Source organism: Shewanella sp. QJM3NY_23 (genome assembly GCF_056173105.1).
In genome coordinates this window covers 3,592,278-3,605,265 of the sequence record NZ_CM149657.1, presented here as the reverse complement: position 1 = coordinate 3,605,265, position 12,988 = coordinate 3,592,278, and the positions used below count along the sequence as shown (strand labels likewise).

Annotated in this window: 12 protein-coding genes; 11 read left to right on the top strand and 1 reads right to left on the bottom strand. The window is 48.5% G+C overall.

What is annotated here, in order from left to right; translation table 11 throughout:
* From leuD to glpK, 4 genes are all read left to right on the top strand, one after another.
* Window positions 1-606 (top strand): 3-isopropylmalate dehydratase small subunit, encoded by a 606-nt coding sequence (leuD, locus tag AC0VXX_RS15930; protein ID WP_475515059.1) that lies wholly within the window; start codon window positions 1-3, stop codon window positions 604-606.
* Between the two features lie 504 nt (window positions 607-1,110).
* Complete coding sequence (locus AC0VXX_RS15925) at window positions 1,111-2,424, top strand: outer membrane protein transport protein (RefSeq protein WP_475515058.1); 1,314 nt, start codon at window positions 1,111-1,113, stop codon at window positions 2,422-2,424.
* A 242-nt stretch (window positions 2,425-2,666) separates the two neighbouring features.
* The gene (locus AC0VXX_RS15920; protein WP_475515057.1) at window positions 2,667-3,125 is read left to right on the top strand and encodes a nuclear transport factor 2 family protein; all 459 of its coding nucleotides are present in this window, start codon (window positions 2,667-2,669) and stop codon (window positions 3,123-3,125) included.
* Between the two features lie 30 nt (window positions 3,126-3,155).
* Window positions 3,156-4,643 (top strand): glycerol kinase GlpK, encoded by a 1,488-nt coding sequence (gene glpK / locus AC0VXX_RS15915; RefSeq protein WP_475515056.1) that lies wholly within the window; start codon window positions 3,156-3,158, stop codon window positions 4,641-4,643.
* A 39-nt stretch (window positions 4,644-4,682) separates the two neighbouring features.
* Here the strand turns inward: glpK and AC0VXX_RS15910 are convergent, their stop codons facing one another.
* Window positions 4,683-4,970: a hypothetical protein gene (locus AC0VXX_RS15910; protein WP_110457564.1), complete on the bottom strand. Its 288-nt coding sequence runs from the start codon at window positions 4,968-4,970 to the stop codon at window positions 4,683-4,685.
* Window positions 4,971-5,527: 557 nt separating this feature from the next.
* On the opposite strand from AC0VXX_RS15910, the gene mraZ reads away from it, so the two are divergent.
* The 7 genes from mraZ to mraY are packed head-to-tail and all read left to right on the top strand — an operon-like array spanning window position 5,528 to window position 12,983.
* On the top strand, window positions 5,528-5,986 hold the full coding sequence (gene mraZ, locus AC0VXX_RS15905; protein ID WP_475515055.1) for a division/cell wall cluster transcriptional repressor MraZ: 459 nt from the start codon (window positions 5,528-5,530) through the stop codon (window positions 5,984-5,986).
* 33 nt (window positions 5,987-6,019) lie between these two features.
* Window positions 6,020-6,961 (top strand): 16S rRNA (cytosine(1402)-N(4))-methyltransferase RsmH, encoded by a 942-nt coding sequence (gene rsmH / locus AC0VXX_RS15900; RefSeq protein WP_475515054.1) that lies wholly within the window; start codon window positions 6,020-6,022, stop codon window positions 6,959-6,961.
* 32 nt (window positions 6,962-6,993) lie between these two features.
* Window positions 6,994-7,308: a cell division protein FtsL gene (ftsL, locus tag AC0VXX_RS15895; RefSeq protein WP_110457561.1), complete on the top strand. Its 315-nt coding sequence runs from the start codon at window positions 6,994-6,996 to the stop codon at window positions 7,306-7,308.
* The gene (locus AC0VXX_RS15890; RefSeq protein ID WP_475515053.1) at window positions 7,305-9,041 is read left to right on the top strand and encodes a peptidoglycan D,D-transpeptidase FtsI family protein; all 1,737 of its coding nucleotides are present in this window, start codon (window positions 7,305-7,307) and stop codon (window positions 9,039-9,041) included. The genes ftsL and AC0VXX_RS15890 overlap by 4 nt, the downstream gene beginning before the upstream one ends.
* A complete protein-coding gene (gene murE, locus AC0VXX_RS15885) occupies window positions 9,041-10,507 on the top strand; it encodes a UDP-N-acetylmuramoyl-L-alanyl-D-glutamate--2,6-diaminopimelate ligase (RefSeq protein WP_475515052.1) in 1,467 nt (488 codons plus the stop codon). The genes AC0VXX_RS15890 and murE overlap by 1 nt, the downstream gene beginning before the upstream one ends.
* A complete protein-coding gene (locus AC0VXX_RS15880) occupies window positions 10,504-11,901 on the top strand; it encodes a UDP-N-acetylmuramoyl-tripeptide--D-alanyl-D-alanine ligase (RefSeq protein WP_475515051.1) in 1,398 nt (465 codons plus the stop codon). The genes murE and AC0VXX_RS15880 overlap by 4 nt, the downstream gene beginning before the upstream one ends.
* Window positions 11,901-12,983 (top strand): phospho-N-acetylmuramoyl-pentapeptide-transferase, encoded by a 1,083-nt coding sequence (gene mraY / locus AC0VXX_RS15875; protein ID WP_475515050.1) that lies wholly within the window; start codon window positions 11,901-11,903, stop codon window positions 12,981-12,983. The genes AC0VXX_RS15880 and mraY overlap by 1 nt, the downstream gene beginning before the upstream one ends.
* Window positions 12,984-12,988: the final 5 nt, after the last annotated feature.

Sequence of the window (12,988 nt, the reverse complement as noted above, 5' to 3'; positions counted from 1 at the left end):
ATGCAAGCATTTACCACTCATACTGGCCTAGCGACCATGATTGATAGCGCTAATATCGATACCGATCAAATCATCCCTAAGCAGTTTCTATCTAAGGTGACTCGTGACGGTTTTGGAGTGCATCTGTTTCATGACTGGCGTTATCTTGATGACGCTGGGGATACACCTAACCCTGCATTTAGCTTAAACCAAGCGCGCTATGCCGGCGCATCAGTGTTGCTCGCCAAAGAGAACTTTGGTTGTGGCTCAAGCCGCGAGCATGCGCCATGGGCCTTAGCCGATTTTGGTTTTAAAGTGATTATCGCCCCAAGCTTTGCCGATATCTTTTATGGCAACTCAATCAACAATGGCCTGTTGCCTGTCTGTTTGACTGAGGCGCAAGTACAACAGTTGATGGATGAGGTCAGCGCACAGCAAGGTGCCCAGGTGACGGTTGATCTGCAGCGCCAACACGTTATTGCGCCTTCAGGTGCCGAGTTTGCCTTTACGATTGCCGAATCGGCGAGACACAACCTACTTAATGGATTGGATGCCATCGGCATTAGCTTAACCTACAGCGAGGCTATTGCTGCTTATGAGGCGCAGAGTCCCGCTTGGCGAGCTTAATGTTACCTTAAATTTTTAGCGTACAGCTGTACTGTACCTGTTCAAAATTGGGCCAGTTCAACAATGTGTTGTGCTGGCTTTGCTATATTGGCCGCGTGTAAATGTAAGTAACTATCTTTACTTACAATGACTTAATGTGTTTGTGTTGTGTTTTTTTATGTGAGCCGAGCAAGAGTAGTGATTTATGCTGCCGTTTTTAATGAGTAATAGTGAACACTTGTGTTATTAATTTTTCGCATATATTTATATGATAAATAAGGTTTTTTGTTTTTTGTTATATGCTTTTAGGCTTGGTTAAGTGAACATGGATCACATTTTTAGCCAGTTTCGTGCAAGTTTTATGAGCGACTTACTGTGTATTTCACTGCTCTGAAGCGAGTTTGTTAGCATAATTAACTAAAATGATTTCTTTGCTTGTAAAGATATTCTGCGTAAGTAGACTGCGGCTCACTAAAAGACTGGAGTGATAACTCTAAGTCAGATGATAACAATAAGAGAGCCACGATGAATAAGCGTATTTTATCTTTAGCGGTACTTGCAGCCATGACGGCGCCTTTAACTCAAGTTCAAGCAGCAGGTTTTCAGCTTGCAGAATATTCAGCCACAGGTTTAGGCCGCGCCTATGCCGGTGAAGCGGCGATGGCGGATAACGCTGCCGTGCAAAACCGCAATCCAGCCATGCTAACTTATTTAGCGGGCACTCAAATGACCGCGGGTGCGATTTTGGTTATGCCAAATATCGATATCAATGGCGAAGTTACTTATACCGATGGTATTAATGCCACTTCTGCACAAGATATTGCTGATGACGCGGTAGTGCCTAACTTTTACCTGTCGCATCAGTTGAATGACCAGTGGTTTGTAGGCCTAGGTATCGGTAGTAACTTCGGTATGGCGACCGAGTTAGATGACAGTTTCCGCGGCACACAGTTTGGTAACGAAGCGTCAGTGACTACAATCGAAATTAACCCAAATGTGGCTTACCGTATTAATGACCAGTTCAGTGTTGGTGCTGGTGTACGTTTAGTCTTAGGCGAAGGTAGCATCGGTGCTAAGAGCTCTGCTGAGGTGACGTTACCCCCAGAAATGGGTAGCATTATTGTACCTAAAGGCACGAGTCTTAAGTATATGGAAGGCGATGATGTCGCCTGGGGTTGGCAGTTAGGTGCCGCTTGGCAGTTAAACGATGCGCATCGTATCGGTGTTAACTACCGCTCAGCGGTTGATCAAACCCTTGAAGGTGAAGCCAATGGTTTTGCCTTCAACCCACTCGATCCAAACAAGCAGCTAGCTGGCTCTATGGAGTTGTCGTTGCCGGCAACGGCTGAGATCGCCTCTTTTCACCAGCTAAGTAATGATATTGCGGTGCACGCGAGCATCAATTGGACTGATTGGAGTTCATTTGAAAAGCTAGAAGCCGTGATCCCAGCGCTACCTGAGCCAACACAACTGGTGAAGCAAGAAAACTGGCAAGACAGCTATCGCTTTGCCTTAGGCGCGACCTATGACCTGTCGGCGTTATCGACACTGCGTGCTGGTGTCGCTTATGACAAATCGGCAGTGTCGGATGACAACCGTACCCTTACGATCCCTGAAATGGACCGTGTTTGGGTGAGCGCCGGTTACAGTTATAAGATGAGCAAGCAGTTGGATCTAGATGTCGGCGTTACCTATATCTTTGCCGACGAGTCTGCAGTCAAGGAGCCGCGCTCAGGTATCGCGTCTGATCTAACATCTGCTCCTTTTGGCGGCACATTTAGCGGTACCACCAGCGGTAACATTATGTTATTCGGTGTTCAGGCAAGCTATCGCTTTTAAGGGCTAACTGAACCTAAAAGGGGGTGAAGCGTGATGCTTCGCCCCTTTTTTTATGCAAGTTGTTGGGTCGCAGCAGCTTTTTGTATGGGATGGTAGGCAACTTTTATTCGCAAAATGGATCTTAGGCGATTATATTCTTCTCAATATCAAACCATTATTCACTGTTGCTGATTGTTGCAGTATTACCCCGTCGGCCGTTATGGTGTTATTGGCTTGACCTTAATTCGCATAAGAGGTGCAAAATGAAACCCTTACTCCTAGCCGCAAGCATAGCGCTGCTGCCGATGTCGGCTATTGCCAACCCCCAGTCAACAGAAGTCGTTAAAGGCTTTATTGACGCTTATAACCAACATAGTGTCGAGCAGATGATGCAGTATGTGACCGATGATGTACGCTGGATGCACATTACGGGCAGCCAAGTCGATATTGAAACGGCTAACAAAGACCAGTTTGGCGCTGCGATGACAGATTACTTCGAAACCTTGAACCATCCCAAAGCCACTATTTTACAGATGATCGATTCATCGCATTATGTCAGCACGGTCGAGCGAGTCAGTTGGACTCACGAAGGCGAAGAGCTGAGTCAATGCAGTATTGGTAATTTTAGAGTGCAAGAGGGCAAAATTGCCGAGTTTTGGTATTTGCCGGCTCATGCCTGTGATGATATCCCTGCTGTGAATCATGCTGATGAAGCGCGTTAACCTCTTAAGTCATAATATGGAGTTGTTATAGTGGATAAGCGTTATGTCATCGCACTGGATCAGGGCACAACCAGTTCTCGAGCGATGATTTTTGATCATGATGCCAATATTGTTGCCGTTTCGCAGCGAGAATTTGCACAGATATACCCCAAGGCGGGATGGGTTGAACATGATCCGATGGAGATCTGGTCATCGCAAAGTTCGACCTTAATCGAAGCTTTAGCACGTGCGGGGATCCATGGCGATGAGGTCGCCGCAATTGGTATTACTAATCAGCGTGAAACCACCGTTGTGTGGGACAAAACCACGGGTAAACCCATTTATAATGCAATTGTGTGGCAGTGTCGTCGCAGTCAGCCCCTGTGTGAGGCGCTTAAGCAGCGTGGCTTAACTCAATATATTCAGCAGACCACAGGTTTATTGCTCGATCCCTATTTTTCGGCCACTAAGATCCGCTGGATTTTAGACAATGTCGCAGGAGCGAGGGAAAAAGCCCAAGCTGGCGAGCTGCTGTTTGGCACTATCGATACTTGGTTAGTATGGAAACTGACTGAGGGCAAGGTTCATGTGACTGATCCTACTAATGCTTCGCGTACCATGTTATTTGATATTCATAAGCAGCAGTGGGATCCACAACTGCTTAAAGAGCTTGATATCCCCGCATCCATGTTACCCGAGGTTAAACCCTCATGTGCCATCTATGGGAATACTCGTATTGCTGGGGAAGGCGGTGAGATACCCGTTGCAGGCATGGCGGGCGATCAGCAGTCGGCGCTTTTTGGTCAGTTATGCATAGATGAAGGTATGGCTAAAAATACCTATGGCACAGGCTGTTTTTTACTGATGAATACTGGCCTGCAGGCGGTGCAATCACGTCATGGGCTATTGACCACTATTGCCATTGGTGCCCAATGTGAAGTGAATTACGCTTTAGAAGGCTCGGTATTTATGGGCGGAGCAACCATTCAATGGCTGCGTGATGAATTAGGGCTTATCCGTGATGCTCAAGATACCGAATATTTTGCCTCAAAAGTGAGTGACACTAATGGCGTCTATCTGGTGCCAGCGTTTGTGGGATTAGGCGCTCCTTATTGGGATGCCAATGCCCGTGGCGCACTGGTGGGGTTATCTCGTGGTGCTAATCGTAATCACATTATCCGTGCTGCGCTTGAGGCTATTGCCTACCAAAGTAAGGATCTGCTCGATGCCATGATCAAAGATAGTGGCGTGCAATTAAAGCAGATAAAAGTCGATGGCGGTGCGGTGGCAAATGATTTCTTGATGCAGTTTCAGGCTGATATTACCAATGTTGAAGTGCAGCGTCCTGCTGTTACTGAAACGACCGCCATGGGCGCGGCATTTCTGGCGGGGCTGGCTGTGGGTTTCTGGCAATCTACGGCTGAATTAAAACATAAGGCGGGGGTGGATCGGTGTTTTACTCCGTCAATTAGCCCTGATACGCGTCAAGCGCTATATCAGGGGTGGAAACAGGCGGTGGCGCAAGTCACTGAACATTAGTTATTGTGGCTTGTCTGGTCACGTCAAGCTAAGCCAGTCCTAGACGTCAATGTCGATATGGGGCAGAGGCGACGATAGTGCTTCATCTTGGGCGCGTTGTTCTTGGGCTTTACGATGTGCACGACCACGACGATCGCCGCGCGGGTTAGCGCGGCGTTCTTCTTTTTTACGGCGCTCAAGGTGCGGAGGTAATTGAGACTGAGGCGCCTCATGACTGTCGGCATGGATAGCCTCAATGTTTTCAGTTTGCTCTACGATCCGCTTACGTTTGGTGATTTGCACCACAGGTCGTGCGAGCATGGCATATACACTGTCTAAGCTAATCATGTTGACCTCTGCCTTGGCATTTTCTTTGTCCTCCCTGTATTAGATTATATCGACCAGTCTTGGCTAAATTTTAGTCTATGGTGTTTTTTATTTTTTACCAATCGTTTTTTCTTGTGTCAGCGCGATACTGCGTTATTACGATGGTATGAGGCTGGTGATGCTCAATAAGGTAAGGTATAACCGCTTTATCTGACGATTTCAGCTCGTAAGGTGGTGCGGGCTATTGATACTAAGATGTACGCTTCTGCGAATCCAACGAGGGCAATAATCGCTAACCTTGTCCAATTTAGGGTGACAGATCCACATTATGGCTGATTTCGGTTATTTGTGGCGATATTTTGTACTTAAACAACAAGTTCCTAATCCCTCACTCTCGCTTTTTGTCGTGAATTACCCCTGTTATTAAATATTTACAAACATGCCGCTAAGCCGCTTGAATACTGGCTTTATAAATAGTTTCATTCCTTGACAATACTTGCATAGTATCTCTAAACTTAGCATCTGTGGGAAATTGTGGATATTTGTGGATCTCTTAATTTTAACAAGGATGAATTAACGTGTTTCGTGGTGCGAGCGCTATAAACCTTGATACTAAAGGACGGATCGCCATTCCAAAGCGATACCGAGAGACGCTGCACGTCGAATTTAATAGCCAGTTGATTATCACCGTTGATTTTGACGACCCCTGTTTATTGCTATATCCGCTAGAAGCTTGGAAGAAGATCGAAGCCAAGTTATTGCAGTTATCAGACACTCAAAAGACCGAGCGTTCGATGAAGCGCATGTTACTCGGCTATGCCCACGAATGTGAATTAGATACCAATGGTCGCCTGCTATTGCCCCCTCCTCTGCGTCAGTACGCTAATTTAGACAAGCGTGCGATGTTGGTGGGCCAATTGAATAAATTTGAGCTGTGGGATGAAGCGCAATGGCAGCAACAGATCGAATTTAGCCGTGAAATGATTCAAAGCGAAGCGTTTGCAGACAGCGAACGTTTGGCTGACTTCTCTTTGTAATAAAGAGATTAACCTAATAGATAGAAGAGAGCGATGACTCAAGAATTTGCGCACTTATCAGTACTGTTGAACGAAACGGTAGCAGGACTCAACATTAAGCCAGGTGGTATCTATATTGATGGCACCTTTGGGCGTGGTGGGCATTCTAGAGAAGTGCTCAAGCAGTTAGGTGAAACTGGCCGCCTCATCGCTATCGATCGCGATCCGCAGGCGATTGCTGCTGCGGAGCAGTTTGCCGATGATAAACGTTTTTCTATCGTGCATGGTGGGTTTGGTCAGTTAGCGCAATATGTTAACGAGCTTAATCTCAAAGGTAAGATAGACGGCATCTTATTTGATTTTGGTGTTTCCTCCCCACAACTTGATGATGCCGAACGTGGCTTTAGCTTTCTGCGCGATGGTCCGCTAGATATGCGCATGGACAACTCACAAGGCGAAACCGCAGCACAATGGCTAGCTCGCGCCGAAATTGAAGATATGGCTTGGGTATTTAAAACCTATGGCGAAGAGAAAAACGCCCGTCATATTGCCCGTTGCATCGCCGCTGATCGTGATAAAACCCCCTTTTTACGCACCAAAGAGTTAGCGGATTTGATCGCGCGTATCAGTAAGAGTAAAGAGCGTAACAAGCATCCCGCAACTCGAGTGTTTCAAGCGATCCGTATTTACATTAACAGCGAGTTAGAACAGATAGATCAAGCGCTGGAAGGCGCTTTAAGTGTACTTGCACCACAAGGGCGCTTATCGGTCATCAGCTTTCATTCGTTAGAAGATCGTATGGTAAAGCGTTTTATTCGTCGCCACAGTCAGGGAGAGTCTGTGCCTCATGGCTTACCTATTACTGAAGCTGAAATCAATAAAACCAAATTACTTAAGCCGATAGGTAAGGCGATTAAGCCGTCAGCTGAAGAGATTGAGCGCAACGCCAGAGCAAGAAGTTCGGTGTTACGCATCGCTGAGCGACTCGATTATTAACCTCGCGATGGGTTTTGAGATAAGGGATTCTAGTGAGTAAAACACAGCTCAACTTGACCCGCATCGTGTTACTGGATTTATGGCATCACAAGTGGGTGCTATTGCTCGCGGTGGCCGTGTTAGCTAATGCCGTGTTGGTGGTGTACACCAGCCATGCCAGTCGCAAATACACGAGTCAGTGGGAGCAGTTATTGCAAGAACGCGACCGCCTCGATATTGAGTGGCGTAATTTGCTGTTAGAAGAGCAGTCGCAATCTGAGCACAGCCGTGTGACTCGTATTGCGACCAAAGAGTTAGAGATGATAAGGCCTTTGCCTAACGAAGAAGTGGTGATAAGAATACCGTGAATAAGCAAGCGAAACGTAAGCAAAAACCACAACTTATCCACTGGCGTCTATACGTCGTAGTGGCGTTTGTGTGTGTGTTGTTTACCAGCTTAGTGGGACGCGCGGCGTATATTCAAATTATTGAGCCAGAAAAGCTGCGCCACGAGAGTGATATGCGCACGCTACGTACCACAAGCCGCGAAGTGCACCGAGGCTTGATCACCGACCGCAACGGCGAGATGCTTGCCGTTAGTGTGCCCGTTAAGGCGGTTTATGCCGATCCTAAAGTGGTGCATGACAAAGATGGTTTTGCTGATATGCGTCGCTGGCAAGCGTTGGCCGACGTATTGCACGAGCCTAAAAGCGAGATTCTTACGCGGGTGCAATCAAACCCAAAGCGCCGCTTTACCTACCTTAAGCGTCAAGTCACGCCCGCCGTTGCCGATTACATTAAGCAGCTTAAGTTACCCGGCGTGTACTTAAAAGCCGAGTCGCGGCGATACTATCCCACCAGTGAAATTTCGGCGCAGCTGGTGGGGCTGACCAATATTGATGATATCGGTATTGAAGGCATTGAAAATACCTATAACGACTGGCTGACGGGTACACCGACTAAGCAACAGGTACGTAAGTCTCGCGATGGTCATGTGGTTGAACGGTTAGACACGGTGCAAATGGGTGAAAACTCTAATGATTTAGTGCTCAGTATCGATCAGCGCATTCAGCAGCTTGCCTACCGTGAGATCAAACGTACTACGGAAATCAACCAAGCGACGTCAGCCTCGATTGTGGTGCTCGATGTGCATACGGGCGAAGTATTAGCCATGGCGAATACTCCCTCTTATAACCCTAACTCTAGGGATAATCTGCAGAGTTACCGCATGCGCAATCGCGCGCTCACCGATGCCTATGAACCGGGCTCAACTATTAAGCCGTTTGTGGTCGCGGCGGCATTGGAAGCGGGCACCATTGACGTTAATCAGATTTTTAAGACTCACCCAGGACGCATTCGTATCGGTGGTAAAATTGTGCGTGATGGGCGCAACTACGGTGACATGAGCCTTGCCGATGTATTGGTGCATTCAAGCAACGTGGGCATGACCCAAATTGCGCTCTCTATGCCGGTGCAAGAGCTATTAGGCTATTACCAAGCGATGGGGCTGGGCAGCTACTCTGGCATTAACCTTCCAGGTGAAAGCGCCGGACTCATTCATGATCGCCGTCGCTGGTCTGATTTTGAACGTGCGACCCTCTCTTTTGGTTATGCCTTAACGGTAACGCCGCTGCAGATAGCCAGAATGTACGCCATGCTAGGCAGTGGTGGCATCTTGTATCCTTCATCCATTCTTAAATTAAATCAGCCACCTGAAGGGCAGCGCGTGGTATCGACCGAGGTGGCCGAAAACGTAATGCAGATGCTGATAGGGGTGACCGAGCCCGGTGGCACCGCCAAGAAAGCCCATATTGATGGTTATCCGGTTGCGGGTAAAACGGGCACAGCACGTAAGGCGGTAGCTGGTGGCTATGGTGACGACTACGTGGCGTTATTCGCTGGTGTGGCTCCGGTACATAATCCTAAGTTGGCGATTGTCGTCGTGGTCAACGAACCCAAAGGCGATCGTTATTATGGCGGTGATATTGCAGCTCCGGTGTTTGCCAAAGTGATGTCAGGGGCGTTACAGATGTTGAATGTTGAGCCTATTAGTGCTCCAGAAAAAGTGAGATTAGCCGGTAATGTTAGGAGAGGTGAGTAATGTTACTGCGTGATGTACTGGCGCCCTGGTTTCATTATGCGGGCCCCGAAGCAATGACACATTTAAGTTTAGATAGCCGCGATATTTCGCCTGGTTGTGTCTTCGTTGCCGTGCCTGGCCACCAGGTCGATGGTCGGCAATATATTGCAGCCGCCTTTGCTAAAGGCGCGAATGCCGCCATTGTGCATACCGACTCGCCAGAGCTGCACGGTCAAGTGAGCCATGAAGGCGGCTTACAGATTTTTTTCTTTCAGCTATCGCGTCAGTTGTCAGCCTTATCGGCGCAAGTTTATCACTTGGGCGTCGAGCGTTGTAAAATCATCGGCGTGACTGGCACTAACGGCAAAACGTCGGTCACCCAATTAATTGCCCAGTTGTGTGAGAGCATGGCATGTCGCAGTGCGGTTATGGGCACCCTAGGTAATGGGATTTGGGGGCAATTAGTCGATAGCGGCAATACCACTGCCGACCCTATTACTGTGATGCGTCAGCTGCATGAATTTAATCGCCAAGGCGCGCAGGTGTGTGCCATGGAAGTATCGAGTCATGGACTGGTACAAGGCCGTGTCGATGCGGTGCCCTTTGATGTGGCGGTATTTACTAATTTAAGCCGCGACCACCTCGATTATCACGGCACGATGGACGCCTATGGCGCTGCAAAGCAGCGGTTATTTCGTTTTGCCTCTTTGTCTCATGGGCTACTTAATATCGACGATCCTGTTGGTGAGCAGTGGCTCGATGATAGCCATGGCCAACACCTTGTCGGTTACAGCGTTAAAGCTCATCCTCGTGCTGCCATTTACACCACAGAGGTAAAGCAACATGCTAATGGCGTCAGTGCCACATTAGTTTGGCCAGAGGGACAAGCCCAAGTGGATAGCCCATTATTGGGCATATTTAACCTGGCCAATTTGGTCGCCGCATTAGGAGCTTTGTATCTGTGTGGTTACTCCATGGCTGAGCTGCTTAAGCATGTGGCAAGGTTACAACCTGTCGCTGGGCGCATGGAGCGTTTTACGACCCAAAATGGCGTGACGTTAGTGGTGGATTATGCCCACACGCCAGATGCACTCGCCCAAGCATTAACTGCGCTTAGAGGCCATTGCCAAGGGCAGCTGTGGTGTTTGTTTGGCTGTGGTGGCGATAGGGATAAAGGCAAACGCCCATTGATGGCACAAGCTGGCGAGGCGCATGCCGATCGTCTAATGGTCACCAGTGATAATGCCCGTAGCGAAATTCCCGAAGCTATTATTGCCGATATTATCGCCGGACTTGCTCAACCTGAGATGGCGCTGACAAATGTTGACCGCCAGCAAGCGATTGAGCAAGTGGTGGCCAATGCAGCTCCAGGCGATCTAATTTTACTGGCAGGTAAAGGCCATGAGGCTTATCAAGAGATAGCTGGGCACCGTATCGATTATGATGAACGCGCCTTAGCGGCCGCGATTGCTGGGAGAGCCGTATGATCCCCTTAACCTTAACGCAATTAGCCACTCAACTCGGTGGCAGATTAGTCGGTGATGACTTAACTGTAAGCAAAGTGGCTAGCGATAGCCGCGCCGTCGATGCGCAGACCTTATTTGTCGCCCTAAAAGGGGAGCGTTTCGACGGTCATGACTTTGCCGCCACAGCGGTTGATAACGGAGCTGCGGCCTTGTTAGTCGAGCGCGTGTTGCCATTACCCGTACCGCAGTTGGTCGTAGGCAATAGTCAGCTGGCGATGGGCCAAATAGGTGCCTTTGTAAAACAACAAGTTGCGCCTAAGTCGCTGGCGCTGACCGGCTCTAATGGCAAGACCAGTGTTAAGGAGATGGTCGCAACGATTTTATCCCAGCGGCATCAAGTACTTTACACCGCGGGTAACTTCAATAATGAGATTGGCGTGCCCTTAACCCTGCTGCGTTTAGAGCCACAACATGAATTTGGCGTGTTCGAATTAGGCGCTAATCATATCGGCGAGATTAATTACACTTCATCTTTAGTGCAACCAGATGTGGCTCTGGTTAATAATGTCGCCTCGGCGCACCTAGAGGGCTTTGGTTCACTCGAAGGTGTGGCTAAGGCCAAGTCTGAAATTTTCAACCATCTGGCGAAAGCTGGCGTTGCGGTGATCAATGCCGATGACGCTTTTGCCGATGTGATGCATGCTGCGGCCGCAGGCATTGCACAGCTGACCTTTTCGATACAAGAGAGTACTGAAGCCGAGGCAGAGCTTGCTAAGCGGGCCGATGTCGTCGCTTGCGATTTGCAGGCCGATGTAGTGGGACGCTATCGCTTTAACCTGCACTATCAGCAGCAGTGTTACCTGGTGAGTTTGCCGTTGTCGGGGCGCCATCAGGTGAGTAATGCCTTAGCAGCCACCGCATGTTGTTTAGCCTTAGGGCTGTCGCTGCATGAGATTGTCGATGGCTTACACAAATTGATGCCAGTGAAAGGCCGTATGTTGCCCACACAGCTTGGACGAATGTTGTTAGTTGATGACAGTTACAACGCAAATCCTGCCTCGGTAGGGGCGGCAATTGACTGGCTTCAAGAAATTAACGGAAATCGCTGTTTAGTGCTGGGCGATTTAGGCGAATTAGGTGACAATGCGTCCCTTTTACATTGGCAGCTCGGCGAAAAGGCCAAGTTGCAAGGGATCGATGCCTTGTTCTCACTCGGAGAGCTTAGCCGAAACAGCAGTGACGCATTTTCGGGGCAACACTTTACCCATTTAGATGAGTTAGTAGTCGATTTAATTAATTATTTTAACCAGTTAGATGGAGATGTGACTGTGTTAGTCAAAGGCTCTCGCAGTGCCAAAATGGAGCGCGTGGTAGAGGCCCTAATTGCCGCCTTCGAGCGCAAGGAGTTGTGTTAATGCTGGTTTATCTGGCTGAGTATTTAACCCAGTATTATTCAGGGTTTAACGTTTTTTCTTATGTGACATTTAGGGCGATCCTTGGTCTGTTAACTGCCATGCTATTTAGCCTGTGGTGGGGACCTAAGATGATTGAGCGTTTGCAGTTACTGCAAATTGGCCAAGTGGTGCGTAACGATGGCCCAGAATCACACTTTAGTAAGCGCGGAACCCCAACTATGGGGGGATTGCTGATCTTAGCCGGCGTGTTCATTAGTGTGCTGCTGTGGGGCGATCTGGGCAGCCGTTATGTGTGGGTGATGTTGTTTGTACTGGCGGCTTTTGGTCTGATTGGTTTTATTGATGACTACCGTAAGGTGGTGCGTAAAGATACCAAGGGCTTGATTGCTCGCTGGAAGTATATCCTGCAATCATTAGCGGCATTGGCTATCGCTTTTTACTTATACGCTTCGGCGCAAACTGTGGGTGAAACCCAGTTGGTGGTACCGTTCTTTAAAGATGTGATGCCGCAGTTGGGTGGCTTCTTTATCGTCTTGGCTTACTTCACCATTGTGGGGTCAAGTAATGCGGTTAACCTAACCGACGGTCTCGATGGCTTGGCGATTATGCCAACGGTGATGGTAGCGGCGGCGTTTGCTCTGATTGCTTATCTTTCAGGGCACGTGCAATTTGCCAACTATCTGCATATTCCCTATTTGCCAGGTTCTGGTGAGTTAGTGATAGTCTGCACCGCAATCGTGGGCGCAGGGTTGGGCTTCCTGTGGTTTAACACGTACCCTGCACAAGTCTTTATGGGCGATGTAGGCTCTTTGTCATTGGGCGCTGCGCTCGGAACCATAGCTGTGCTAGTACGCCAAGAGATTTTGCTGGTGATAATGGGCGGCGTATTTGTGATGGAAACCGTGTCGGTCATCTTGCAGGTGGGGTCATACAAGCTGCGTGGTCAACGCATTTTTAGAATGGCACCCATTCATCATCACTATGAATTAAAAGGCTGGCCAGAACCGCGGGTTATCGTTCGTTTCTGGATTATTTCACTGTTTTTAGTGTTGCTAGGCTTAGCAACCTTAAAGTTAAGGTAAACACT

Coding starts and splice junctions, on each gene's coding strand:
- leuD (WP_475515059.1), top strand. CDS start 1: ATGCAAGCATTTACCACTCATACTGGCCTAGCGACCATGATTGATAGC.
- AC0VXX_RS15925 (WP_475515058.1), top strand. CDS start 1,111: ATGAATAAGCGTATTTTATCTTTAGCGGTACTTGCAGCCATGACGGCG.
- AC0VXX_RS15920 (WP_475515057.1), top strand. CDS start 2,667: ATGAAACCCTTACTCCTAGCCGCAAGCATAGCGCTGCTGCCGATGTCG.
- AC0VXX_RS15910 (WP_110457564.1), bottom strand. CDS start 4,970: ATGATTAGCTTAGACAGTGTATATGCCATGCTCGCACGACCTGTGGTG.
- rsmH (WP_475515054.1), top strand. CDS start 6,020: ATGACTCAAGAATTTGCGCACTTATCAGTACTGTTGAACGAAACGGTA.
- murE (WP_475515052.1), top strand. CDS start 9,041: ATGTTACTGCGTGATGTACTGGCGCCCTGGTTTCATTATGCGGGCCCC.
- AC0VXX_RS15880 (WP_475515051.1), top strand. CDS start 10,504: ATGATCCCCTTAACCTTAACGCAATTAGCCACTCAACTCGGTGGCAGA.
- mraY (WP_475515050.1), top strand. CDS start 11,901: ATGCTGGTTTATCTGGCTGAGTATTTAACCCAGTATTATTCAGGGTTT.